General features: G+C 54.8%; 26 protein-coding genes. 16 read left to right on the top strand and 10 right to left on the bottom strand.

The window, feature by feature from the left end; translation table 11 throughout:
* Position 1: 1 nt before the first annotated feature.
* The 8 genes from gyrB (at position 2) to ACT3RT_RS14780 (ending at position 9,865) form a co-directional block, all read left to right on the top strand.
* Positions 2 to 2,416 carry a DNA topoisomerase (ATP-hydrolyzing) subunit B gene (gene gyrB / locus ACT3RT_RS14745; protein ID WP_353503767.1) on the top strand — a complete coding sequence of 805 codons (2,415 nt, stop codon included), beginning with the start codon at positions 2 to 4 and terminating at the stop codon, positions 2,414 to 2,416.
* Positions 2,417 to 2,658: 242 nt separating this feature from the next.
* Positions 2,659 to 3,474 (top strand): sugar-phosphatase, encoded by an 816-nt coding sequence (gene yidA / locus ACT3RT_RS14750; protein ID WP_353503766.1) that lies wholly within the window; start codon positions 2,659 to 2,661, stop codon positions 3,472 to 3,474.
* Between the two features lie 181 nt (positions 3,475 to 3,655).
* A complete protein-coding gene (locus ACT3RT_RS14755) occupies positions 3,656 to 4,369 on the top strand; it encodes a FadR/GntR family transcriptional regulator (RefSeq protein ID WP_485902939.1) in 714 nt (237 codons plus the stop codon).
* Entirely contained in the window at positions 4,366 to 5,265 is a 900-nt protein-coding gene (locus tag ACT3RT_RS14760) for a 2-dehydro-3-deoxygalactonokinase (protein WP_496203236.1), read from the top strand. The genes ACT3RT_RS14755 and ACT3RT_RS14760 overlap by 4 nt, the downstream gene beginning before the upstream one ends.
* On the top strand, positions 5,249 to 5,884 hold the full coding sequence (locus ACT3RT_RS14765; RefSeq protein ID WP_485902943.1) for a 2-dehydro-3-deoxy-6-phosphogalactonate aldolase: 636 nt from the start codon (positions 5,249 to 5,251) through the stop codon (positions 5,882 to 5,884). Before ACT3RT_RS14760 ends, ACT3RT_RS14765 begins: the two co-directional genes overlap by 17 nt.
* Positions 5,881 to 7,029 (top strand): galactonate dehydratase, encoded by a 1,149-nt coding sequence (dgoD, locus tag ACT3RT_RS14770; RefSeq protein WP_496203237.1) that lies wholly within the window; start codon positions 5,881 to 5,883, stop codon positions 7,027 to 7,029. The genes ACT3RT_RS14765 and dgoD overlap by 4 nt, the downstream gene beginning before the upstream one ends.
* 168 nt (positions 7,030 to 7,197) lie before the next feature.
* Positions 7,198 to 8,514 (top strand): MFS transporter, encoded by a 1,317-nt coding sequence (locus ACT3RT_RS14775; protein ID WP_441655965.1) that lies wholly within the window; start codon positions 7,198 to 7,200, stop codon positions 8,512 to 8,514.
* A 70-nt stretch (positions 8,515 to 8,584) separates the two neighbouring features.
* Positions 8,585 to 9,865 carry a DUF3748 domain-containing protein gene (locus tag ACT3RT_RS14780; RefSeq protein ID WP_496203238.1) on the top strand — a complete coding sequence of 427 codons (1,281 nt, stop codon included), beginning with the start codon at positions 8,585 to 8,587 and terminating at the stop codon, positions 9,863 to 9,865.
* A gap of 89 nt (positions 9,866 to 9,954) precedes the next feature.
* Here the strand turns inward: ACT3RT_RS14780 and ACT3RT_RS14785 are convergent, their stop codons facing one another.
* The gene (locus ACT3RT_RS14785; protein ID WP_353504049.1) at positions 9,955 to 10,323 is read right to left on the bottom strand and encodes a YceK/YidQ family lipoprotein; all 369 of its coding nucleotides are present in this window, start codon (positions 10,321 to 10,323) and stop codon (positions 9,955 to 9,957) included.
* Positions 10,324 to 10,804: 481 nt separating this feature from the next.
* On the opposite strand from ACT3RT_RS14785, the gene ibpA reads away from it, so the two are divergent.
* Both ibpA and ibpB read left to right on the top strand, forming a co-directional pair.
* Entirely contained in the window at positions 10,805 to 11,215 is a 411-nt protein-coding gene (gene ibpA, locus ACT3RT_RS14790) for a small heat shock chaperone IbpA (RefSeq protein ID WP_140475544.1), read from the top strand.
* A gap of 121 nt (positions 11,216 to 11,336) precedes the next feature.
* A complete protein-coding gene (ibpB, locus tag ACT3RT_RS14795; RefSeq protein ID WP_353503760.1) occupies positions 11,337 to 11,774 on the top strand; it encodes a small heat shock chaperone IbpB in 438 nt (145 codons plus the stop codon).
* A gap of 69 nt (positions 11,775 to 11,843) precedes the next feature.
* Here the strand turns inward: ibpB and ACT3RT_RS14800 are convergent, their stop codons facing one another.
* From ACT3RT_RS14800 to ACT3RT_RS14820, 5 genes are all read right to left on the bottom strand, one after another.
* Entirely contained in the window at positions 11,844 to 13,103 is a 1,260-nt protein-coding gene (locus ACT3RT_RS14800; RefSeq protein ID WP_353503759.1) for a valine--pyruvate transaminase, read from the bottom strand.
* A gap of 157 nt (positions 13,104 to 13,260) precedes the next feature.
* Positions 13,261 to 14,238, bottom strand: a complete 978-nt coding sequence (ghrB, locus tag ACT3RT_RS14805) for a glyoxylate/hydroxypyruvate reductase GhrB (protein ID WP_485902951.1) — start codon at positions 14,236 to 14,238, stop codon at positions 13,261 to 13,263.
* Between the two features lie 88 nt (positions 14,239 to 14,326).
* Positions 14,327 to 15,595, bottom strand: a complete 1,269-nt coding sequence (locus ACT3RT_RS14810) for an MFS transporter (protein WP_396131754.1) — start codon at positions 15,593 to 15,595, stop codon at positions 14,327 to 14,329.
* Positions 15,596 to 15,677: 82 nt separating this feature from the next.
* Positions 15,678 to 16,634, bottom strand: coding sequence for a sugar kinase (locus ACT3RT_RS14815; RefSeq protein WP_353503757.1), 957 nt, complete (start codon positions 16,632 to 16,634; stop codon positions 15,678 to 15,680).
* Positions 16,635 to 16,650: 16 nt separating this feature from the next.
* Positions 16,651 to 17,400: a sugar phosphate isomerase/epimerase family protein gene (locus ACT3RT_RS14820; RefSeq protein WP_485902954.1), complete on the bottom strand. Its 750-nt coding sequence runs from the start codon at positions 17,398 to 17,400 to the stop codon at positions 16,651 to 16,653.
* Between the two features lie 263 nt (positions 17,401 to 17,663).
* On the opposite strand from ACT3RT_RS14820, the gene ACT3RT_RS14825 reads away from it, so the two are divergent.
* Both ACT3RT_RS14825 and ACT3RT_RS14830 read left to right on the top strand, forming a co-directional pair.
* Positions 17,664 to 17,951 (top strand): type II toxin-antitoxin system RelB/DinJ family antitoxin, encoded by a 288-nt coding sequence (locus ACT3RT_RS14825; RefSeq protein WP_396131757.1) that lies wholly within the window; start codon positions 17,664 to 17,666, stop codon positions 17,949 to 17,951.
* Positions 17,923 to 18,237 carry a type II toxin-antitoxin system YafQ family toxin gene (locus ACT3RT_RS14830; protein ID WP_496203239.1) on the top strand — a complete coding sequence of 105 codons (315 nt, stop codon included), beginning with the start codon at positions 17,923 to 17,925 and terminating at the stop codon, positions 18,235 to 18,237. Before ACT3RT_RS14825 ends, ACT3RT_RS14830 begins: the two co-directional genes overlap by 29 nt.
* Here ACT3RT_RS14830 and ACT3RT_RS14835 read toward each other — a convergent pair whose 3' ends face one another.
* From ACT3RT_RS14835 to ACT3RT_RS14850, 4 genes are all read right to left on the bottom strand, one after another.
* Positions 18,238 to 19,275: a LacI family DNA-binding transcriptional regulator gene (locus tag ACT3RT_RS14835; protein WP_496200384.1), complete on the bottom strand. Its 1,038-nt coding sequence runs from the start codon at positions 19,273 to 19,275 to the stop codon at positions 18,238 to 18,240.
* A gap of 85 nt (positions 19,276 to 19,360) precedes the next feature.
* Complete coding sequence (locus ACT3RT_RS14840) at positions 19,361 to 20,023, bottom strand: OmpA family lipoprotein (protein ID WP_353503753.1); 663 nt, start codon at positions 20,021 to 20,023, stop codon at positions 19,361 to 19,363.
* A gap of 238 nt (positions 20,024 to 20,261) precedes the next feature.
* Positions 20,262 to 20,705: an N-acetyltransferase gene (locus ACT3RT_RS14845; RefSeq protein WP_496203240.1), complete on the bottom strand. Its 444-nt coding sequence runs from the start codon at positions 20,703 to 20,705 to the stop codon at positions 20,262 to 20,264.
* Positions 20,702 to 21,268: a DNA-3-methyladenine glycosylase I gene (locus ACT3RT_RS14850; protein WP_353503751.1), complete on the bottom strand. Its 567-nt coding sequence runs from the start codon at positions 21,266 to 21,268 to the stop codon at positions 20,702 to 20,704. Before ACT3RT_RS14850 ends, ACT3RT_RS14845 begins: the two co-directional genes overlap by 4 nt.
* Before the next feature lie 203 nt (positions 21,269 to 21,471).
* On the opposite strand from ACT3RT_RS14850, the gene ACT3RT_RS14855 reads away from it, so the two are divergent.
* The 4 genes from ACT3RT_RS14855 to glyQ all read left to right on the top strand — a co-directional run bounded on the left by ACT3RT_RS14855 (position 21,472) and on the right by glyQ (position 25,113).
* A complete protein-coding gene (locus ACT3RT_RS14855; protein ID WP_496203320.1) occupies positions 21,472 to 23,481 on the top strand; it encodes an autotransporter outer membrane beta-barrel domain-containing protein in 2,010 nt (669 codons plus the stop codon).
* 74 nt (positions 23,482 to 23,555) lie between these two features.
* Entirely contained in the window at positions 23,556 to 23,804 is a 249-nt protein-coding gene (locus ACT3RT_RS14860) for a type II toxin-antitoxin system Phd/YefM family antitoxin (protein ID WP_353503750.1), read from the top strand.
* On the top strand, positions 23,794 to 24,078 hold the full coding sequence (locus ACT3RT_RS14865) for a type II toxin-antitoxin system RelE family toxin (RefSeq protein ID WP_496200387.1): 285 nt from the start codon (positions 23,794 to 23,796) through the stop codon (positions 24,076 to 24,078). Before ACT3RT_RS14860 ends, ACT3RT_RS14865 begins: the two co-directional genes overlap by 11 nt.
* 120 nt (positions 24,079 to 24,198) lie before the next feature.
* A complete protein-coding gene (glyQ, locus tag ACT3RT_RS14870; RefSeq protein WP_034794259.1) occupies positions 24,199 to 25,113 on the top strand; it encodes a glycine--tRNA ligase subunit alpha in 915 nt (304 codons plus the stop codon).
* Positions 25,114 to 25,119 lie beyond the last annotated feature (6 nt).

Below are 25,119 nucleotides of genomic sequence, written 5' to 3' on the forward strand. Positions count from 1 at the left end.
GATGTCGAATTCTTATGACTCCTCAAGTATCAAGGTATTAAAAGGGCTGGACGCGGTGCGTAAGCGCCCCGGCATGTATATCGGCGATACCGATGACGGCACTGGTCTGCACCACATGGTATTCGAGGTTGTGGACAACGCTATCGACGAAGCCCTCGCTGGCCACTGTAAAGAGATTCAAGTCACTATCCACGCTGACAACTCTGTCTCCGTTCAGGATGATGGCCGTGGTATTCCGACCGGTATTCATGAAGAAGAGGGCGTTTCAGCTGCTCAGGTCATCATGACCGTTCTGCATGCCGGCGGTAAATTCGATGATAACTCGTACAAAGTCTCTGGCGGCTTGCACGGCGTGGGTGTTTCCGTCGTTAACGCCCTGTCAGAAAAACTCGAGTTGGTTATCCGCCGCGAAGGCAAAGTGCATGAGCAAACTTACGTGCACGGCGAGCCACAAACCCCGCTGAAAGTGGTCGGTGAAACGGAAACTACCGGTACTACCGTGCGTTTCTGGCCGAGCTTCCAGACCTTTACTAACCAAACCGAATTCCAGTACGACATTCTGGCGAAACGCCTGCGTGAACTGTCGTTCCTGAACTCCGGTGTGGCAATTCGTCTGCTGGATAAGCGCGACGATAAGAGCGATCACTTCCACTACGAAGGCGGTATCAAGGCTTTCGTGGAATATCTGAATAAGAACAAAACGCCAATCCACCCAACGGTGTTCTATTTCTCTACCGTGAAAGACGATATCGGCGTTGAAGTCTCATTGCAGTGGAACGATGGCTTCCAAGAGAACATTTACTGCTTTACCAACAACATCCCTCAGCGCGATGGCGGTACTCACCTTGCCGGTTTCCGCTCTGCGATGACCCGTACGCTGAATGCGTATATGGATAAAGAAGGCTACAGCAAAAAATCGAAAATCAGCGCCACCGGCGACGACGCCCGTGAAGGCCTGATTGCCGTGGTTTCCGTTAAAGTGCCCGATCCTAAGTTCTCATCTCAGACCAAAGACAAACTGGTTTCTTCCGAAGTGAAGACTGCCGTTGAGTCGCTGATGAACGAGAAACTGGTTGATTACCTGATGGAAAACCCAGCCGACGCCAAAATCGTCGTAGGCAAAATCATTGATGCCGCCCGTGCGCGTGAAGCTGCACGTAAAGCGCGTGAAATGACCCGTCGTAAAGGCGCGCTCGACTTGGCCGGCTTGCCGGGCAAACTGGCTGACTGCCAGGAACGCGACCCAGCCCACTCTGAACTCTACTTAGTGGAAGGGGACTCAGCGGGCGGCTCAGCCAAACAGGGCCGTAACCGTAAGAATCAGGCCATTTTGCCGCTGAAAGGTAAAATCCTGAACGTTGAGAAAGCGCGTTTCGACAAAATGCTTTCTTCTCAGGAAGTTGCGACGCTTATCACCGCGTTGGGTTGCGGCATTGGCCGTGACGAATACAACCCTGACAAGCTGCGTTACCACAGCATCATCATCATGACCGATGCCGACGTCGATGGTTCTCACATCCGTACCTTGCTGCTGACCTTCTTCTTCCGTCAGATGCCTGAAATTATCGAACGTGGTCACGTGTATATCGCTCAGCCGCCGTTGTATAAAGTCAAAAAAGGCAAACAAGAACAGTACATTAAAGATGATGAAGCGATGGATCAGTATCAAATCACCATCGCAATGGACGGCGCAACGCTGCACACCAATGCCCACGCTCCGGCGCTGGCAGGTGAAGCACTGGAAAAACTGGTTGCCGAACATTACAGCGTGCAGAAGATGATTGGCCGCATGGAGCGCCGCTACCCGCGTGCTCTGTTGAACCGTCTGGTTTACCAGCCAACGCTGCACGAAGCCGATCTCACCGATCAGGCTAAAGTTCAGGATTGGATGGAGTCGCTGGTTGCTCTGCTCAATGAAAAAGAGCAGCACGGCAGCAGCTACAGCGCCATTGTGCGTGAAAACCGCGAACGCCAGATTTACGAGCCGGTTCTGCGTATCCGTACTCACGGCGTGGATACCGATTACGATCTTGATTTCGAGTTCGTTCACGGTGGCGAATACCGCAAACTCTGCACTCTCGGTGAGAAGCTGCGCGGCCTGATCGAAGAAGATGCTTTCATCGAACGTGGCGAACGCCGTCAGCCAATCTCCAGCTTCGAGCAGGCGCTGGAATGGCTGGTGAAAGAGTCCCGTCGCGGCCTGTCAGTACAGCGTTATAAAGGTCTGGGTGAAATGAACCCAGAACAGCTGTGGGAAACCACCATGGACCCAGAGCAACGCCGCATGCTGCGCGTAACTATCAAAGATGCTATCGCCGCCGACCAGCTGTTCACCACCCTGATGGGTGATGCCGTTGAGCCGCGTCGTGCCTTCATCGAAGATAATGCCTTGAAAGCCGCTAACATCGACATCTAAAAATACCCGGCATCCTTCGCGCCGTCTCGGTGTTGGCTGCCTTCTTTCACCCCGGTCACTTACTTGTGTAAGCTCCCGGGGTTCATTCAGTTGCCGCCTTGATACAGCACGAATGATTTTGGGTAGTAGAGTGTTATGAAACTAAGTCCGGAGTGAGAAATCACTTCGGATTTTTTTTATCCGTGATCAACTCGGCATATCGCGCTAGCATTGGGCTAGATACCGACAATTCAGAGGATGCTATGGCTATTGAATTAATCGCAATTGATATGGACGGCACGTTGCTCAATCCGCAGCATGAAGTGACACCCGCGGTGAAAAAGGCACTGTCCGCCGCTCGCGACAAAGGCGTGCAGATTGTTCTGGCGACCGGCCGTCCGTTCGTTGGCGTGCAGCGATACCTGATGGAGCTAGATTTGCAGCAAGAGGGTTGTTATTGCATTACCAATAACGGCGCTTTGGTGCATAACGCGCAGGATGGCAGCGTGATTGCCGAAATAGCTATGGATATCCATGATTATCACTACTTTGAGAGGTTGTCTCGCGAGCTGGGCGTTCACTTCCACGCGCTGACCCGCACCGAGCTGTTTACCGCCAACAGCGATATCAGCCAGTACACTGTTCATGAGTCGGCGGTCACCGGCATTCCCCTGCACTTCTGCCCGGCAGAAGAGATGGACGCGGCGATGACCTTCCCGAAAGTGATGATGATCGATCATCCCGAGCTGCTCGACCGCGCTATCGCGCAAATCCCTGCTGAAGCTCGGGAAAACTACACCATCATGAAAAGTTCGCCGTACTATCTCGAGATCCTCGATAAGCGCGTGAACAAAGGCGAAGGCGTCAAAGCCTTGGCGGAAAAACTGGGCATTCCGCGTGAAAACGTCATGACCCTTGGCGATCAGGAAAACGACATCGCCATGTTGGAATATGCCGGTATCGGCGTGGCAATGGGTAACGCGCTGGACAGCGTGAAGGCCGTCAGCCAGTTCGTGACCAAAACCAACCTTGAAGACGGCGTGGCCTATGCCGTTGAAAAATTTGTATTAAATGTCTGATATAGACTGATGAACAGGGCGGCCACTGGCCGCTTTTTTTATGCCCGCCATTCGTCGCCACTTCACACAATTGTTAATTCAATGTTGCTGATTGTCTAAAATGTGATCTGAATTGTAGTACAACCCAAATATTGGGTACTACAATCGCTCACAAGTTGAATGACTTTTAGCCGGAGATGGCATGGACGTTGTGGTGAATGAAGACAGCCTGTTGAGCAAAACCGATCGCATTATTTTGGCATTAGGCGAGCAGATTGTGGCGGGCAAATACCCTCCGGGCGCCGCGCTGGCGCCTGAATCTGAGCTGTGCGAAGAGTTTCAAACCTCGCGAAACGTTATCCGTGAAGTAATGCGCTCGCTAACCGGCAAACGACTGATAGATATCAAACGCTATCGCGGCGCGTTCGTCACCCCGCGCGACCAATGGAATTTCCTCGATACCGACGTCTTGCAGTGGTCGCTGGCGCAGGGTGATAAACCCGAGCTTATCGCAGCCATGAGTGAAATCCGTAATTTGGTGGAACCGGCAATCGCTCGCTGGGCCGCCGCGCGCGCCACGGCTGCCGACCTGATGCGTATTGAAGCCGCGCTCAACGACATGGTGGCTTTTGCTCAGGAGCGTCAGGCGTTTAACGAGGCCGACGTCCGTTTCCACGAAGCCGTGCTGGCGGCGGTGCATAACCCGATTATGCAGCAGCTCAGCGTGGTCATCAGTTCTCTGCAACGCGCCGTTTTCGAAAGAACTTACATGCCAGATGCCAATAACATGCCGCGCACGCTGCGCGAGCATCAGGCGCTATATGACGCAATTCGCTTACAGCATCCGGATGAAGCAGAGCAGGCGGCGTTAACCATGATCGCCAGCACCACCCGCCGCTTACAGGAGATGCCATGAACCACAGCTATATCGCCGTCGACTGGGGCTCCACCAACCTGCGCGCCTGGCTTTACCGCGACGGGAAATGCGTCGACAGCCAGCAGTCGGCCGCCGGGGTTACGCGTCTCGAAGGGCGCACCCCGGCGCAGGTTTTCCAGCAACTTATTGCTCCGTGGCAACAGCACGGCCTGCCGGTATTGATGGCCGGAATGGTGGGCAGCGACGCGGGCTGGGTGCCCGCACCTTATCTGCGCTGTCCGATTAGCTTGTCGGAAATCGCCCATCGCCTGACACCCGTCGAGCAGGCTACGTCGGCCAATGTGCGCATTATCCCAGGCATCTGCATCGAACGTGAAGACAACTTCAACGTCATGCGCGGTGAAGAAACCCAGCTGGTGGGTGCCTACGCCACGCGGCCCGCCGAGTTTTACCTGCTGCCCGGCACCCACAGCAAATGGGTGCGCCTTGAGGGCGACAGCGTAGTGGATTTCTCTACCGTGATGACCGGCGAGTTGCACCACTTGCTGCTGACCCATTCGCTGATTGGCAGCGGCCTGCCGGAGCAAATCGTCGACAGCGCGGCTTTCGCCAAAGGCATGGAGCAGGGCTTCTACGACAGCAGCCTGATGCGCCGACTGTTTGAAGTCAGGGCCGCGCGAGTGCTGGGAAAACTGGCGAAAACCTCAGTCAGCGACTGGCTCTCCGGCCTATTAATCGGCCACGAAGTGGCACAAATGCAACAACACTACTCGCTCAGCCGAGAGCACGGCCCGCTGGTGCTGGTGGGCAGCCCGGCGTTGACCCAACGTTATCTCCCCGCGCTGAAAATAGCGGGGATTCAGGCCTTGGTTATCGAGGGCGATACGGCTTTTCAGGCGGGAATAAGGAGCATTGTCAATGAGTTGGAAAACTGAGGTATTCGACGGCGAACTGCTGCCACTGATCGCCATCCTGCGCGGCATTACTCCTGCCGAGGCTGAGCAGCACGTCGAGGTGCTGATTGAGGCGGGTTTCAACGCCATCGAAATTCCGCTGAATTCACCCGACTGGCAGAGCAGCATCAAGGCCGTCAGCGCCAAGTATGGAGCGCGCGCGCTGATTGGCGGCGGCACCGTACTGACGCCGCAGAACGTCGACCAACTGGCCGAATTGGGCGGCAAACTGGTGGTGACGCCAAACACCTCCGCGCCTGTGATCCGCCGCGCCGTCGAGCTGGGCATGGTGGTCTGCGCCGGTTGTGCCACGGCCAGCGAAGCCTTTACCGCGCTGGAAGCTGGAGCACAGGGGCTGAAAATTTTCCCCTCTTCGGCCTTCGGCCCTGAATACATCAAAGCCCTGAAAGCGGTGTTACCGCCGGCGATCCCGGTGTTCGCCGTCGGTGGCGTCACGCCGGAAAACCTGCATCTGTTTATGGCGGCAGGCTGCGTCGGCGCTGGCCTGGGCAGCGATTTATACCGCGCCGGGCAGCCGGTTTCGCGCACGCAACAACAGGCCCGCGCCTTTATCGACGCCTATCGGGGAGCACTGCAATGAAAATTACCAAACTGACCACTTACCGTCTGGCGCCGCGCTGGATGTTTTTGAAAGTCGATACCGACGAGGGCATCAGCGGCTGGGGCGAGCCGGTGATTGAAGGCCGCGCCCGCAGCGTAGAAGCTGCGGTTCACGAACTGAGCGAATACCTGATTGGCCAAGACCCGGCGCGCATCAACGATATTTGGCAAACCCTGTATCGCGGCGGTTTTTATCGCGGCGGCCCTATTTTGATGAGTGCCATTTCCGGCATCGATCAGGCGTTGTGGGACATCAAAGGCAAGGCGCTCGGCGTGCCGGTCTATCAACTGCTTGGTGGTTTAGTGCGAGATAAAATCAAAGCCTACAGTTGGGTGGGCGGCGACCGTCCGGCGGAAGTGATTGAAGGCATTCGCAAATTACAGGGCATTGGCTTCGATACGTTCAAGCTAAATGGCTGCGAAGAGATGGGACTTATCGACAGTTCGCGCAAAATCGATGCCACCGTCGCCGTGGTGGCGCAAATCCGCGAAGCCTTCGGCAACAGCATTGAGTTTGGTCTGGATTTCCATGGCCGGGTGAATGCGCCAATGGCAAAAGTGCTGATCAAAGAGCTGGAGCCGTATCGCCCGCTGTTTATTGAAGAGCCGGTGCTGGCCGAGCAGGCGGAATATTACCCACGGCTGGCCGCGCAGACCCATATCCCGATTGCCGCCGGTGAGCGCATGTATTCACGCTTCGAGTTTAAACGCGTGCTGGAGCAGGGCGGATTGGCAATTCTTCAGCCCGATCTCTCCCACGCCGGGGGCATCACCGAGTGCTACAAAATCGCCGCGATGGCCGAGGCCTATGACGTCACCCTCGCGCCACACTGCCCGCTGGGGCCTATCGCGCTGGCGGCCTGCCTGCACGTCGACTTTGTTTCCCGCAACGCTGTGTTTCAGGAGCAAAGCATGGGGATCCACTACAATCAGGGCGCGGAATTGCTCGATTACGTGCTGAATAAAGAGGATTTCTCCATGGAAGGGGCGTTCTTCCTGCCGCCGACCAAACCGGGTCTGGGCGTGGTGATCAATGAAGTGTTGGTGATTGAGCGCAGCAAGCAGGCTCCGGACTGGCGCAATCCGGTGTGGCGGTATGAGGATGGCTCGGTCGCCGAGTGGTAATGCCCGGCATACTTCGAGCCGTAGGGGCGTTGGCTGCCTTCCTACAGCTCGAATTATTTAGGGCATAAGCAGGTTATTTTTATTTAAAACAATAATACCTACGGGTTTTTATTCCGCTTAACGGGATAGGGGCTCCCCTACACGTAATTCAACACCAAGGTGCGTACGATGAATAATGAATTGTACTCCTCGACCATTAAAAAAATGAATATCAGGATCATTCCTTTTATTATGTTGCTGTATCTCATTGCTTATATCGACCGTTCTAATATTTCGGTAGCGGCGTTGCAGATGAATGCGGATTTAGCGCTTACCGCCGAAATGTACGGTATAGCCGCCGGGATATTTTATATCTCCTATATTATTTTCGAAGTGCCGAGCAATGTGATTTTAACCCGCGTTGGCGCGAAATTATGGATAGCCCGCATCATGATCACCTGGGGCCTGCTGGCCGCCGGGATGAGCCTGGTACAGACGCCGGTACAGCTCTACGTCATGCGTTTCCTGCTGGGTGCCGCGGAGGCGGGCTTCACGCCGGGGATCATTTATTATCTCTCCTGTTGGTATCCGCGCAGTGACAGAGCGCGGGCCATGTCGCTGTTTTATATTGGTGCTGCGCTGGCGTCAGTGGTCGGTTTACCTATTTCGGGCACGATTCTTAATATGCACGGCTTCTTAGGTGTTGAGGGCTGGCGCTGGTTATTCCTGCTGGAAGGTATTCCCGCCTTTCTTTTAGGTATAGTGACCTGGTTTTATTTAGATGATTCACCGCTGAAAGCCAAATGGCTCAGCGAGGCGCAGCGTAATGCGTTAACGCAGCAATTAAATCGCGAAGCGGGTGAGTCAGTGATAAATAAAGACCATCGCTGGTCAGCAGCATTAAAAAGTAAAAAGGTCTGGGCATTAAGTCTACTGTGGTTATTACAAGCTTTTGGGACAATTGGTATCACGCTATTTTTGCCGCTGATCGTCAAAGGCGTGGTGTCAGAGCAGAGTAATTTGATTGTCAGCCTGCTGTCGGCGGTACCTTTCCTTTTCGCCTGTATTTTCATGTATTTGAATGGTCGCCACTCGGACCGCACCAAAGAGCGCGCCCTGCACCTTGGGCTGCCACTGATTGTGTCGGGCTTCTTACTGCTCGGGGCGATTTTCACCCATAACTTGGTTCTGGCTTACATCATGCTGGTGCTGACCGTTGGGCTGAACTGGGCCATCACCCCCATCTTCTGGGCGGTGACCACTGAGACGGTGGCGGGCGTGGCGGGTGCCGCCTCGATTGCGCTGATTAACGCGGTGGCGAACATTGCCGGGTTAACCTTCCCGCCGATTATGGGACGCATCAAAGACGTGACTCACAGCTACGACGCGGCGCTGATTGCCGTGGCCGCCGCGCTGATCCTGGGCGGGCTGCTGGGGCTGGTTCTGGGCCGCAAACGCTCCATGCTGGTGAATGCGGGCAAAGGGGCCATGCCCGCCGCCAAATAGTGTTCCCATAAACAAAAACGTTTACTCTTAAACAAGGCCGCACAGGGGCAGAGAATAAGAGGAAGCAAACGTGGTGGGTGAAAAGCAGTTAACCGACGATGCTCGCGGGCATCAGCTGACCAACATTAACGTCTGGACGCCGGACGGCCAGTGGCTGGTCTATGATGTCCGGCCGCACGGCGGTTCATTTACCGGCTCAACCATTGAGCGGGTGAATGTCGAAACCGGCGAAGTGCAGGTGATTTATCAGGCCACGCAGGCGGCGCACGTCGGCGTGGTCACGACCAGCGCGCAGCCGCCGGTGCGTTATGCCTTCATCCACGGGCCAGAAAACCCAGATGCACAGTGGCAATATGATTTTCATCATCGCCGTGGGGTAATTGTCACTGAGCCAGAAGCTGAAGCAGTTACTCTCGATGCCCTTGATATTACGGCACCTTTCACCCCCGGCGCCCTGCGCGGCGGCACCCACGTTCACGTCTTCAGCCCCGACGGCAGCCGCCTGAGCTTTACCTATAACGACCACGTTTTGCACGAGCTGGATGTGCAGCTCGATCAGCGTAATGTCGGCATCGCGCTCTCTTCCTTGGGCGTCGTTTCCCCTAAACATCATCCGCGTGAATATAACGGCAGCCACTTCAGCGTGCTGGTGAGCCACACCACGCCGGACCCTCAGCCGGGCAGCGATGATATTACCCGCGCCTATGAAGAGGGCTGGATTGGCACCGAGGGCTATCTCAAGCCGGACGGCAGCCGCCAACGCTGGGCGCTGGCGTTTATCGGCGACACACTGTCGGCCAGCGGCGAGAAGCTACCGGAAGTCTTTGTGGTTGATTTACCAGAAGATGACGCCAGCTATCGGCAGGCCGGAGAGTTGCCGTTACAGGGCACTGCTGCTTCGCTTCCCGCGCCGCCCAAGGGAGTGCGCCAACGCCGCATAACCTTCACCGCGCAGCAGGCTTTCCCCGGCGTCGCCTTGCAGCCGCGCCACTGGCTGCGTGCTTCCCCGGACGGCTCAAAAATCGCCTTTTTGATGAAGGATAACAACGGCGTAGTTCAACTGTGGACGGTTTCGCCGAACGGCGGCCAGGCGCAGCAAATCAGCCGAACCACCACCGGAATTCAGTCGGCATTTAGCTGGCACCCCAATGGCAATGCGTTAGCACTGGTTTGCGATAACAGCGTGATGGTGCTGGACGTGGCGAGTGGCGAGATGCGCCGCCTGAACGAGCGCAGCGAAATCGCGCCCTGCGGCGACGCGGTGGTGTTTTCACCCGACGGGGCGAAAGTCGCCTATATGCGCCAGTGCGGCCAGTTTGCCCAGCTTTTTGTGGCGCAGAATGTAGGCTAAATAAAGAAGCTTGGCTGCATAAAAAGCAAAAAACCGGCCTGATGAATGGGCCGGTCTGTTTTTAATAAAAGAGGCTGAGGTGGGGAATATTAATGTGACGCCCGCTTTTTCTGCTTCGTCGACTCAGTCATTGGCGGCACGTGGTCAATATCAATGCCGTGGCTGATCGCTAAATTCTGCTCCTCGCTGGCTTTTATACGATCCCGCGTGTTGAGTTTGTCCTGGCGGTAATAGTCATAAGGCAGCAGCAGGGTATCAAGTAATGCACTAAAAGGCAGATCGACAATCAGCAGTGGCGTCATGGCCCAGCTGGTGTCGTCGCTTGAAATCATCGATACGTCGGCGCGTGTGCCCGGATAATAACCCTGATGGCCGCCGGTATGACTCATTACGCTAGAGCAACCGCTAACCGATAAAAACGCGCATCCCGTCACGAGCGGTAATAAAACTGATTTCATCATGTAGAACTCATCTCATGCTGTCGGGCTGAGGATATTTCGTCAACGTTGATTTATATCATTCAGCTAAAAGATTTAACAAAGCAAAGCGCGGCTCTGTGCTAGCCATCCCAATTTATCTTTTTCATCCTTGAATCGTGTTTATAAATGTCGCAGCGATCTGTCCTAATTATTTCGCTGGGTTATCTGTTTTGGCTTTGTCACAAAATTACAGCGTTAGTTATAGTGTAAGAGATAACTGAGATCCTGCCGCCCAATGTCAATTTTTATAGGGTTTAAGCTTTGTTTAGACATCTATAGCTCCCTGCTGACATGCACTGATAAAAAACTTTTCTTTCCCTGACTTGAAAATCTTTTTTCCGTCGCCATTTTTATCATACGACGCAGGAAAAGCATACGCCGACAGGGTATGAAGCGTCGCAGACCTGTCCATGAGGAAGGTCGTTTAACCGACTCGCTGCATAATCAGGAGAAGTAATAAATGCGTAATTTTGATTTATCCCCTCTATACCGTTCCGCTATTGGTTTTGATCGCCTGTTTAATTTGATTGAATCTGGTCAAAATCAGGGTGGCGGCTACCCTCCTTATAATGTTGAACTGGTAGATGAAAATCACTATCGCATCGCGATAGCGGTCGCCGGTTTTGCTGAGTCTGAGCTGGATATTACTGCTCAAGATAATATGTTGCTGGTCAAGGGCGCGCATAAAGATGCAGCCGCAGAGCGTACCTATTTATATCAGGGTATCGCTGAGCGTAATTTCGAGCGCAAATTCCAGTTAGCAGAACATATTCAAATTAAATCCGCCAATTTGGCGAATGGTCTGCTGTATATCGATCTCGAACGCGTGGTCCCCGAGTCCTCAAAACCGCGTCGGATAGACATTCGCTAATTTCTAACGAATTTTAAATTTTCCACCTTGCTCGCCGTCAGGGAGCAGCAGCGTCACGCCGATGAATAACGTGGCGCTTGATGAATAAACATTATCTCGCTTCACAGAAGGAGTTTTAAATATGCGTAACTACGATCTTTCCCCATTACTGCGTCAGTGGATTGGTTTCGACAAACTCGCCAGCTCCATGCAGGGCGCTGAACAAGGCTTCCCGCCATATAACATTGAGAAATCAGACGATAACCATTATCGCATCTCACTGGCGCTGGCCGGTTTCCAGCAGAGCGAACTGAATATTGAAGTCGAAGGCCCGCGCTTGACCGTCAGCGGCACCCCGGCTGAGGCGGATAAAAAAGTGGAATATCTGCATCAGGGGCTGGTGATTAAGCCTTTCAGCCTGAGCTTCACGCTGGCCGAACATATGCACGTATCGGCGGCCGAGTTCGTCAACGGCCTGCTGCATATCAGCCTGGTGCGCGATGTTCCGCAGGCGCTGCAACCGCAGAAAATCGCCATCGGCACTGAGAAGCCTGCGTTAGAGAATCAATCGGCTGAATAACAGCCAAAAGCAGCAGAAATGAAAAAGGAGGACATCACGTCCTCCTTTTTTATGTGCGTTTTCCAGCAGTTAGCGAATCAGCCCTTCGGCGTGTGCTCGCTCGACTTCTTCCGCCAGAATCTTCACCCCGCGTTCGATCTGCTCGGCGTCCGGCACGTAGTTCATGCGCATACACTGGTGAGTGTGCGGCCACGGGTGCTCAAGGCCGGGGAAGAAGAAATGCCCCGGCACCATCAGCACGCCGCGCTGTTTTAGGCGCTGATAGAGCGTTTCAGTGCTGATCGGCAAATCTTTGAACCACAGCCAGAGGAAAATCGCCCCTTCGGGTTTATGAATTAAGCAGCGATCTTCTGGTAAATAGCGGCGTAAAGTAGCAATGGTTTCCTGCACGCGCTGATAGTAAAACGGCTTAATGACCTCTTCGGAGAGGCGCAGCAGATCGCCGCGAGCAATCATTTCATTGGCGATGGCTGGCCCTACGCTGCCCGGCGCGAGGCTGATAATGCCGTTCATGTTGCTGATTGCCGTAATGATTTTCTCATCCGCGATGACAATGCCGCAGCGCGAACCCGGCAGGCCGAGCTTGGACAGACTCATGCACAGAATGATGTTCGGATTCCACAGCGGCGTGGCTTCGCTAAAGATAATGCTCGGGAAAGGCACCCCGTAGGCGTTGTCGATCAGCAATGGCACGTCGTGCTGCTGGGCGAGAGCGTCGAGGCGCTGTAATTCCTGATCGGTTATCACATTGCCGGTCGGGTTGGTCGGGCGTGAAACGCAGATCAAGCCAACTTCTTCATTGATGTTCAGATGGTCGAAATCAACGTGATACTTAAACTGCCCTTCGGGCAGCAGCTCAATGTTTGGTTTGGCGGAGATAAACAGGCTCTCGTCCAATCCGGCGTCGGCATAGCCCAGATACTCTGGGGCCAGCGGGAACAGCACTTTGGACATTGAACCGTCTGCGCGACGACCGGCGAACAGATTGAATAAATAGAAGAACGCGCTCTGGCTGCCATTGGTTAACGCAATGTTTTTTGCATCTAACTCCCAGCCCAGCTCTTTCTTCAATAGCGCCGCCAGCGAGTGGCGCAGCACGTCTTTACCCTGCGGGCCGTCATAGTTGCACAAGGCCTCTGTCAGCTTGCCTTCGCTTAACATCTCGGTAAACAGCGTCTGGAAATAGTCCTGCATTTCAGGTATTTGCGCAGGATTCCCCCCGCCGAGCATCACAGCGCCCGGCGTGCGCAGACCTTCGTTCATATCACCCATCAGGCGGCTAATGCCTGTGGAACGGGTAAATTTATCGCCGAAAACAGAAAACGTCATAGTCAAACTTTGTGTTATCAGAATGTGATGACCACCTTAACGCTTGCTTTAAAACAGTGCAATCAGGTGCAGGTTTTTGCATGAATTCCTCTCCCCGCGCAAGGCGAAGGGAGAGGTGAAGTGGCGCGGTTTTTACAGCAGAAAAGGCGGAAGAAAATTACTTATTTAGAACCTGCGGGTTGACGCAATTCTCTTGCACATCGCCGGTCAGGGCGGCAATCAGGTTGTCCACCGCGCAGGCGGCCATGCCGTAGCGGGTTTCATGAGTGGCAGAGCCAATGTGTGGCAGCGCGACAACGTTCGGCAGGCTAAGCAGTGGAGAATCTTTCGGTAGCGGCTCAGTTTCGAACACGTCCATACCTGCGGCGTGAATGGTGCCGTCCTTGAGCGCGGCGATCAGCGCCTTTTCATCAATGACCGGGCCGCGACCGGCGCTGATCAGAATCGCGCTGGATTTCATCTTCGCCAGCTGCTCTTTGCCGATGGTGTGGAAGGTCTGGTCAGTCAGCGGCAGCAGCACGCAGACGAAATCAGATTTAGCCAGCAGTTCGTCCAGCTCGCACTTTTTCGCGCCAAAACGCTCTTCCGCCGCTTTATGCTGGCTGCGGGCGTTGTACAGCACCGGCATGTCGAAGCCGAAGTGGGCGCGCTGGGCCAGCGCCATGCCGATGCGGCCCATGCCGATAATGCCGATAGTTTTGTGGTGCACGTCAACGCCAAACCAGTCTGCGCCGATGTTGCTGGTCCATTCGCCCGCTTTGACGCGCTCGGCAACGTTGACCACGCGGCGCGCGGTGGAGAGCACCAGCGCCATCACGGTGTCGGCCACGGTGTCGGTCAGCACGGTCGGGGTGTGCATCAGCGGGATTTCGCGGCGAGTCAGCTCGTCCACGTCGAAATTGTCGTAACCCACGGAAATGGTGGATACGCCGCGCAAGCGCGGAGCGTGGTCCAGCAGCTCCTTGTTTACCGCGCCGCCCGAGCCAATCAGCCCTTCAGCCTGTTGCAGGGCATCGAACACCTTGGCGCGGTTTCCTTCATTAATTCCGTCGAATTCGACAATTGAAAAATGCTCTTCCAGACGTTGATGCAGGTCGGCAGGTAGTTTTTTGTATAAAACGATAGACGGCTTCATTACGGACTCCAGAAACGAATGAATGTACCCAACCTATTGAAATGGCTGGGATAGCGATTTAAAGGTAATGTCTAAACATAGCACAGGCTTAGGCCGACTGCGGCTTGGCGGCATCGCGTTCCGGCTTCACCATCAGGGTCAGTATCACGGACACCAGCAGGGAGACGGCCATGAAAATGAAAGAGGCCGCCGGACTGCCGGTGTTGCCGTTGAGGTAGCCGACGAACCAGGAGCCGAAGAAAGAGCCGAGCGCGCCGAGGCTGTTAATTAAGGCCATCGCGCCACCCGCAACGTTTTTCGGCAGCATCTCAGGGATGATGGCGAAGAACGGGCCATAAGGCGCATACATCGCGGCGGCGGCGACCACCAGCAGCGAGTAGGAGATCCAGAAATTATTCGGCCCAATCGCCCACGACGCGAAGAACGCCAGCGCGCCAATCAGCAACAGCGGCCAGACGAAAATTTTGCGGTTTTGCATTTTATCCGACGCCCATGACACCAGGATCATGGCGATGGTCGCCGCCAGGTAAGGCACCGAGGAGAGCCAGCCGGCTTCCACCATGCCCATCTGCATGCCACTGCGCAAAATCGACGGCAGCCACAGCACGAAGCCGTAAACCCCGATACTCCACGCAAAATATTGCATGCAGAGTAAAATCACATTGCGCGACTTAAAGGCTTCCGCGTAGTTATGCACGGCCTTGATGCCCTCCTGCTCCTTGGCCAACTGCGCGGCCAGCGCCTGTTTTTCGTCCTGCGACAGCCAGCTCACTTGCTCCGGTTTGTCCTTCACCAGGAACCACCAGCAGAAGGCCCAGATCACCGCCGGAATGCCCTCGAAGATGAACATTTCGCGCCAGCCGAAGGCGTGGATCAGATAGCCGGAGAGCACTGACATCCACAGCACGGTGACCGGATTACCCAAAATCAGGAAGGTGTTGGCCCGCGAACGTTCGGATTTGGTGAACCAGTTACTGATATACACCAGCATGGCGGGCATCACGGCGGCTTCTACCACGCCGAGGGCGAAACGGATCACCGCCAGCATCGGAATGTTGTTGACCACGCCGGTCAGCGAGGCAAAACCGCCCCACAGCAGCAGGCACCAGAAGATCAGTTTTTTGACGCTACGCCGTTCGGCGTAAATCGTGCCGGGGATTTGGAAGAAGAAATAACCGAGGAAAAACAGTGCGCCGAGCAGGGAAGACATGCCTTTGGTGATGCCAAGGTCGTCATTGATGCCCGCGGCCGAGGCAAAGCTGAAGTTCGAGCGATCTACATAGGCCAGACTGTAGGTAATAAAAACGATGGGCATGATATACCACCATCGTCTGATGGCAATTTTGGCTTCGTTCATGACTTTTATCCTCAGTTTCGCGACTGATTAGTATTATTTGATGTTATATAGGGTGCTAACTAAGTGTAGCAAACAGGGTATTTTAGGCTTGGCCCAGTTGCTCGCGGGTCGGCAATCCTTCGCTATCGCCCACCGCCTGCACCGCCAGGCTGCCAATCTTATTGCCGCGCTTCACGGCTTGCTCAAGGCTTAATCCTTCCAGCAGGGCGCTAATCAGCCCAACCGCGAAACCGTCGCCAGCGCCGACGGTATCCACCACGTTTTCCACTTTGCAGGCCGCAACGTCTGCCTGCTCGCCGCCGGCGCTTTTAAACCACGCGCCGTCCGCGCCGGTTTTGATGATCACGGCTTTCACGCCTTGCTCGAGGTAGAAGTCGGCGATGCCCTCTGGCGTTTGTTGACCAGTCAGCAGCTGGCCTTCACCAAGGCCGGGCAGAACCCAGTCTGCGGCAAAGGCTAAGGCATTAATTTCTTTGCGCATTGTCTCCTCGCTGCTCCACAGTATTGGGCGCAGATTGGGGTCAAACGAGATAGTTTTGCCTGCTTTACGCATCTCGCTGGCGGCGAATTTCGACAGTGCCAGAGAGGTATCCGACAGCGCAGCGGCGACGCCGGACAGGTGCAAATGTCGCGCAGCGCCGAAGTAGTCCGGATTGAAGTCTGCGACCGACAGATGGCTGGCCGCCGAGCCTTTGCGGAAATACTCGACGCGCGGATCTTTACCGCCCAGCTCTTTGGATTTGAGCTGGAAGCCGGTCGGAAAACGCTTATCCACCGTCACCTGCCCGGCGTTAATCTGCTCTTTTTCCAGCTGTTTAAGCACAAAGCGGCCAAATACGTCATCACCCACGCGGCTGGCCCAGCCGACCTTCAGCCCGAGGCGCGACAGGCCGATCGCCACGTTCAACTCCGCCCCCGCCACCTGACGAGTAAACTGGCTGACGTCCTCTAAAGGACCGGTTTCACAAGCGACAAACATCGCCATAGCTTCGCCGACGGTGACCACATCCAGCGCGTCGGGTTGCGACAGTTTCGACATCTTATTGCTCCTTGGCTTAGTCGCGGAGTAAATCCACATAGTGGCGCGTCACGGCGGTCAGATCTTCGCCCACCAGTGGGAATTCGATGCCGCGCGGCGCGTCCTGCGGTAGCTTCGCCAGCAGAGGTTTCCAGCTGCCATCGCTGTCGTCGAGGGCCACGGCGTGCCACTTGTCACCGCGTTTTTCGGCGGCTTTGACGTGGACATAGCCCACATGGCTTGCCAGACGATCGGCGGCGGCCATCGGGTCTTGCCCGACCCACAGCCAGTTAGCCATGTCGAACGTCATCGCCAGAGGTAAATGGCGGGACTCGGCGGCAAACATAAACGAGTTCATCAATGACAAAATGCCGCAATCCGACGTCTGGTCATTTTCCACCACCAGTTTCACCGGGCTGGCGTCCAGCGTGACTTTCAGCGGCGTCAGGTCTGCGCCCACGTTGAAATGGCCCAGTGCCAATTTCAAGCTGCGCGCGCCTAGCGTTTCGGCTTCTTTTAAAAATGTCGGCAACGACGGGTTCACTTTTCCACCCTCGACAAACAGGGATTCCGGTACCGAATAAACCGTAAATAAATTTTTCTGGCGGATCTTTTCGGCCAATTCGGACAGTGAATTAAAGTCGGCGTCATCAAACAGTTCGCGACGAATTTCTACGCCATCGGCACCGGCGTCGGCAACCACCGATAGCAGCTCCGCCTGGCCGCCCAGCGCCTTCACGTTGTCGTTCCCATAGGCCGCCATCACTACCACAATGTCTCTTTTCATCTTGATGATCCTTGTTAGAAATGGCCCAGTCACGTGGGTCAACGTTCAATTTTAGACGGTTAAACGCAGTGCCGTTTTTTGTTAAGCACTTGCTGTACCTTTTTAACGCCTTTTCCACAGTAATTGGGACCGGTACCATTCGAAAGCCGTAAGGCTGAAAAGTATGATCCCGCTCACGAAGTAAAAACTGGATTTCACGGCAATAGGGTATATGCTCAACACTATATGTGGACTCATTGTGCCCACAAATAACCGGAGGCGTTATGGAAACCAGTATCAAAGCCCGCGTGTCAGAGGAGCTTAAGCGCGAAGCGGCCGAGGTTCTGCATGATTGTGGGCTGAACGTGAGCACGGCAATCAGGCTGTTTCTCGAACAAGTGGTTAAGTCAGGAGGGCTGCCATTTGAAGTCAGGAGATATCCGTCTGAGAGTATGAAGACCGCGTTAAAAGAAACAGCGGAAATCGAGGCTTCAGGAAAGGAGCTGCACAGCTCATTGGAAGATATGTTCAAAGGAATGAACCATGAAATCGAAGGTCAGCAAAAGAGCTAAACTACCGCGCTGCGTGGCCTATACACGTACTTTTGAGAAAGCCTGGACGCGCTACAACAATGCAGGCCGGCATAACATGAACGCTGTTCGAACCGTTATGGGCCTGCTTTACATGGGCAATCCACTCCCGGCAGAGTATCTCGACCATGAGCTTAAAGGTGCAGAGTGGAATAAGGCCCGTGAGCTTCATGTTGAGGGAGATTTTCTGCTGGTTTACAAAGTCTGTGAGGCACAAAACCTGCTGACTTACATTCACTTAGGTACGCACAGCGAGCTATTCGGCTGATCAATTCATTCCTAATGTCGAACCACGCACAATCAGTTCTCCGGCGAAGGCTTGCTCGCGGATGGGGTCTTGGCTGCCCTGAATGCGGGTGACCAACTGCTCTAGCGCCGCGACGCCCATGTCATAGGTGGGTTGCTTCAGGGTGGTGATGCCCACGCCAGCCAGCTCGGCCCATTCCAGTTCGTCGAAGCCCAACAGGCCAATGTCCTGACCCCACACCAGCTCCATCCGGCGCATGGCGCGGGCGACCAGCAGCGTCATGGCGCCGTTGGCGGCCAGCACGGCTTTGCATTTGTGCGGGTGGCGGGAGACGAAATCGTGCAGCAAAGCTTCCAGACCGGCGGTGTCGCTAAGCTCCACTTCGCCCTGTTCGGCAATGCGGTCCGGCTCGCGCTGCATGCGTTTGAGAAAGGTGTGTAGACGGTCAAGACGAGTGTTGACCGTCATCGGCTCGCTGAGGAACAAAATAGCCTCGAAGCCTTGCTCTAGCAGATGTTCGGTGACTTCGCTGGTGGCCTGAGCATTGTTTAGGCCTATGACGTCGCAGGAGAAGTTCTCCACTTTGCGGTCAATCAGTACCATCGGCAGTTGGGCCTGTTGCAGCGTCGAAATCGCCGCTTCGCGCATACCCACCGCGTTAACCACCATGCCATCGACCCGATAGCTGCTGAGCAGCTGAAGATAGTGCTTTTCTTGATCGAGCTGATTGTTGGTATTACACACCAGCAACGTCAGGCCCTGCTGGCGGCAGGCGGCTTCGACGCCGCGCATCACTTCGACAGAATAGGGGTTGGTGATATCCGCCAGAATCAGGCCGATTAAGCGCGTTTGCCCACTTTTCAGGCTGCGCGCCATCTGGCTTGGCTGATAATCCAATAAGGTAATGGCCCGCTCAATCCTTTCTTTCAGATCGTCGGAAAGCAGATTCTTTTCGCCATTCAGATAGCGTGAAACGCTGGTTTTACCGGTTTTAGCCGCACTGGCAACATCACGTATCGTGGCGCGGACGGCGTTGCCCGGCTCCTTTTTTCTGCTCACAACCTTATCCTCAAAATGCATAACCACAGGAGACTAGCATAAAAAACGGGGCCATTAGGCCCCGTAATTACCAAATCGACGCGACTTACTGCAACGGACTGAGGGTGATTTCTACGCGACGGTTCTGCGCTTTGCCCTGTTCGGTGCTGTTGCTGGCGATTGGGTTATCCGGGCCTGCGCCCTGAGTGCGCACGCGGCTACCAGCCACGCCTTGGGTGATCAACGCGCTGCCCACGCCGTCAGCACGCTGCTGGGACAGTTTCATGTTCAGCGCGCGAGTGCCGGTGCTGTCGGTGTAGCCGACGACGTTAACGGCAGTTTTCGGATATTCTTTAAGTACCATCGCCACGCCGGTCAGGGTGTTGGCACCGGCCGGTTTCAGGGTGCTGCTGTTGGAGTCAAAAGTGACGTTATTTGGCATGTTCAGCACGATGTTGTCGCCCTGACGGGTCACGCTAACGCCGGTACCGCGCATTTTGTCACGCAGTTTGGATTCCTGCACATCCATGTAATAACCCGCGCCGCCGCCCAGTGCTGCGCCTGCCGCCGCACCGATCAGGGCGCCTTTGCCGCGGTCATGTTTAGATGATGAAAGCATCCCTACGCCCGCGCCCAGTGCGGCCCCAAGACCCGCGCCGATGCCTGATTTTCCTGCTTCAGATTCGCCGGTGTACGGGTTGGTGGTACAGGCTGACAGGCCCATAGTGACGCAAAGTGCGCCCGCGACCACAAGAAGTCTTCTGTTCATCTTAATTTCCTTTAGGGATGTTTTATTTCAAGCCGAATCGTTTTGATTATGACGCCGCAATTCGTCATAAGTTGCACATAAAAAGGTGTCAAAACATAAAGAAATGAAACCGGCTGTCATAGGGATTTCGGCGTTCTGGCGCTCTTTATGCGGAATTTTGCTGCGTTAAGCAGTAGGTGAATTCCGGTTCTCTTTTTTTGTCACTTCTGCGGATTTTTACGGAACTTTTTAAAACTTACTACGGCGCTAAAGGCTTTTGCCAGCGCAGTACCCAAGTGGGGAGAGAAGTACCGGGATGAGTTGTTACATTGACCACCAAAAAACCCTCTTTGCGATAAAACGCCACCGCGCGGTGATTTTGTTGGTAAACCTCTAACAGCAGCAGTGGGAAATTAGCCTTGGCTTGCTGCATCAATTGTTGAGCAACACCTTGACCATAAAGGCTTTCCTTGATGAACAGCGCGCCAATAAACTGCTTGTTGAGCACGCTGATAAAGCCCTCAATCTCTCCCGCCGCGTCGCAAGAAACCCAGGTTATTGCTTTAGGTAAGAACTCTTCGCGCACCATCGCGGCACTCTCGAACCAGTACGACTCCTCGATAAAGGGGTGGGCGGCGAGGGTGCTTTTCAGCCATAGCAGCATAATGGCTTGCGTGTCGTCGGGCGCGGCGAGGCGGATCATGCCGGGCGGTTTTTAGGGTGGCAGAAGCAGTAAGATTGATGATCGTTCACCAGCCCGGCGGCCTGCATAAAGGCATAGCAAATTGTTGAGCCGATAAACTTAAAGCCTTTCTTCTTCAATGCCTTGGACATGCTGTCGGACACCGCGGTTTTGGCCGGAATGCCTTCTGGGCCAAGGGGATTATTGATGACCGGTTGGTTATCAACAAACTGCCAGATGAACGCGGAGAACTCTTCGCCGCCGGCTTGCATTGCTAAATACGCCTGCGCATTGGAGATGATGGCTTTGATTTTACCGCGATGGCGAATGATGCCCGCGTCTAGGACCAGCGTTTCCACATCTTCATCAGTCATTTTTGCGATGCGAACCGGGTCGAATTGGTGAAAACAGCGGCGATAATTATCACGTTTACGCAACACGGTTATCCAGGAAAGACCGGCCTGCTGGCCCTCAAGACACAGCATTTCGAACAGTTCGCGGCCATCTTTCACCGGAACGCCCCATTCTTTGTCGTGATACTCCAGATAAATGGGCTCTTTTGATACCCAACTACAACGTGTCATTACGTTAATCCTTATCGTCATGGCGGTGGCCCATAGTCCTACTAATGGGGCGAGTCTGCAACTTCATGAGACTACTCTGCAACTTCCCGCTTTTGCGTTCTCTTCCTTGACTCCCCGGCATTCTGAACCATAGTCAAAACCACAAATTACGCAATCCTTACATATTGATTGAATTCGACCTCTCGTTAATGATGGAAAATATGATGAGCAAACCTCTGATGGATAAGAAGAAAAAACCTCTTTCGCGCCTGAGCCTATGCGCGCTGGCTACCGCCATTTTGTTAGGTACTAGCGCCTCTGCCCATGCTTATGACCAGCTCTACGTCTTCGGCGACAGCCTGAGTGACACCGGCAACATCGGCCGCTGGACCTTCGACAGCAACACCCATCAGCTGTATGACGAAATTTTGGCTGGCAATATCGGCACCACCTTAAGCCCTTCTTCCAAAGGCGGGTTGAACTATGCCGAAGGCGGCGGCGTGGCCGTGCCGGGGCTGGATTCGGACTACACCACGCAGGATCAGGTAAAAAGCTATTTGGCATCGACCGGCGGGAAAGCTGACCCGAATGGCCTGTATATCCACTGGATTGGCGGTAATGACCTGGCAGCTGCGGCGCTAAACCCCCTCAAAGCCTTGGATATTGCAACCAACAGCGCAACTCAGGCCGCGTCGCAGGTCAATGATTTGCTGAAAGCCGGAGCAGGAACCGTGGTGGTGCCGACGGTGCCAAACATCGGCCTGACGCCGGTATTAATGGAAGGCATTATTCAGGTCGGTATGCTGCCAGTGCAGCAAAAAGCGCTGGAGGCGGCCTATAAGTACCTCAATGCGCAAAATACGCCGAGCACCGATGCTCGTACTCAGGCGATTCACGACGCCTTAAAAGCCTCGACCACCGCAGGATTAGACTTAGAGATCGTGCAGGACTTGGTGTCGAAGGGGATGATTGCCGCCTACGACGCGCTGCGAGGCGTGGCGGAGGGACTGACTGAAACCTACAACACCACCGAAGATATCGCGCTGGCCCAGACCGGCGGCAACATCGCGCGCGTGGACATCAACGGCCTGTTCAACGAAGTGATCGCCAACCCGGCGATGTACGGCTTCGCTAACACAGCGGGCACCGCCTGTCCGGTCGGCACCTCGGCGTCAGAATGTACCTCGAACCTGCCGGGCTTCGACAGCAGCAAAAACTTCCTGTTTGCCGACCACTTCCACCCAACGCCGCAGGCCCACGCGCTGATCGCGCAGTATATGCAGTCGGTGATCAACGGCCCGCTGGAAGTCACCGCCCTGAACCAAGGTTCACTAGCTTTGGCGCGCAACACCCAAGGGCTGCTCGACAGCCGCTACCAGCAGCTGCGCACGCAGGATAACAAAGCCGGTACCTTCGGCATGTTCGGCGGTTATGCCGGGCAGCACTTTGATAATAAAGCGAATTCGTCCCTGAGTAATGGCGATACCACTACCAACTCCGGCAACATCGGGTTGGATTATCAGCTGACCGACAACTGGATGATGGGCCTGATGATCTCCGGCTCCAGCGACAAGCAGGACCCGACCGACAACTACAGCTATCGCACGCGTGGCTGGATGGCGACGGCCTTCACCGGAGTGAAAATCGCCGAAAACGGCTGGATAAACGGCGATTTCCACTATGGCTCACTGAACTATGACGACATCAAGCGCAGCATCACCCTCGGCCCGGCGACTCGCACCGAGCAGGGCGATACCGACGGTAAAAACATCGGCGGGCGCGTGACCGCCGGTTGGGATATCCCCGTGCTGCCGGTGCTGACTACCGGCCCGGTGGCGCAATACAGCTGGGATTACAGCAGCGTGAACGGCTACGCCGAGAAGGACAACACCAGCACCTCGATGCGCTTTGGCGACCAGACCTCCCACTCGCAGATTGGCGCGCTGGGCTGGCGTCTGAACGCGCAGCTGGGCATCGTCAACCCGTATGCGCAGGTCACCTATGACCGTCAGTTCGGTGATAACAACTACACCGCCACCGGCGCGATTAAATCGACCCGCACGCGCTTTAGCCGCACCACGGAAGATCAGGATAAAGACTGGGTGGATATGACCCTCGGCGCCAACGTACAGATAACCGACAGCGTCGCGGCCTTCGCCGCCGTTTCGCAGACCACTGGACTGGATTCTGGCGAGCAGACGTCATACAACGCGGGTATCAGTGCAAGGTTCTAAAAGAATCTTTAAAGGTGCTTTTAAAAGCACCTTTAAAGGCTATAATTACGGCATAGTCTGACAGGAGAAAAACTATGCCGTTTGAAATACTCACCTCATCAGCTGCCAGCATTACTGAATTAAAACGTGACCCGATGGGGACGTTTAGCGCAGGAGAAGGCGAAGCCGTGGCGATTCTCAATCGCAACGAGCCGGCTTTTTACTGTGTCCCGCCTGACGTCTATGCCTACCTCATGAGTTTGGCGGAAGACGTTGAACTGAACCGCATTATGGATAAGCGGCAGGGTGAAGAAAGGATAAGGCTGACTCTGGATGACCTATAAACTCGATTTTTTAAAGTCAGCGCTCAAGGAATGGAAGGCGCTGGCTCCCCCAATTAAAGATCAATTCAAGAAAAAACTGGCCGAGCGGCTGGAAAACCCCCATGTCCCTTCAGCTCGCTTATCCGGGCCAAAAGCCAATCGCTATAAAATAAAACTCAAAAGTCTGGGTTATCGATTGGTTTATCAGGTTGAAGACCAGCAAATCGTGGTCGTGGTGGTGGCGATAGGTAAGCGGGAAGGTGATGCCGCCTACCGATTAGCCGCCAGTCGATGAGCGCAGAGAGGCCGAAACCGACTGCAACCGATCTGTTGTGTCATTCTGGCTGATTATCTTCCGCTCAGCGGGTATACTGTCCGAATCTTTTAAACTCACTGTCTCGCGTGCGAAACCAACATGCAAAAGTTTGATACCAAGACCTTTCAGGGCCTGATCCTGACACTTCAGGATTATTGGGCGCAGCAGGGCTGCACCATTGTTCAACCACTGGATATGGAAGTCGGCGCGGGTACCTCGCACCCGATGACCAGCCTGCGCGCACTCGGCCCTGAGCCTTTTGCGGCAGCCTATGTCCAGCCGTCACGCCGCCCGACTGACGGTCGCTACGGTGAGAACCCAAACCGCCTGCAACACTATTACCAGTTCCAGGTGATGATCAAACCTTCCCCGGACAACATTCAGGAGCTGTACCTCGGCTCGCTGAAAGAGCTGGGTATTGACCCGCTGATCCACGACATCCGCTTCGTTGAAGACAACTGGGAAAACCCAACGCTTGGCGCATGGGGTCTGGGTTGGGAAGTGTGGCTGAACGGCATGGAAGTGACGCAGTTCACTTATTTCCAGCAGGTCGGCGGTCTGGAATGTAAGCCTGTGACCGGCGAAATCACCTACGGGCTGGAGCGTCTGGCGATGTACATTCAGGGCGTAGACAGCGTTTACGACCTGGTCTGGAGCGACGGCCCGCTGGGTAAAACCACCTACGGCGACGTGTTCCACCAGAACGAAGTTGAGCAATCGACTTATAACTTCGAATATGCCGACGTTGATTTCCTGTTCACCTGTTTCGAGCAGCATGAGAAAGAAGCGCAAACCCTGTTGGCTCTTGAGAAGCCGCTGGCACTGCCTGCTTACGAACGCATTCTGAAAGCGGCGCATTGTTTTAACCTGCTGGACGCGCGTAAAGCCATCTCCGTGACTGAACGCCAGCGCTACATTCTGCGCATCCGTACCCTGACTAAAGCGGTTGCTGAGGCGTATTACGCTTCCCGCGAAGTGCTGGGCTTCCCGATGTGCAAAAAGAACGAGAAGTGAGAAACA

Source organism: Ewingella sp. AOP9-I1-14, from assembly GCF_052375995.1.
GTDB classification, from domain to species: Bacteria; Pseudomonadota; Gammaproteobacteria; order Enterobacterales; family Enterobacteriaceae; genus Ewingella; species Ewingella allii.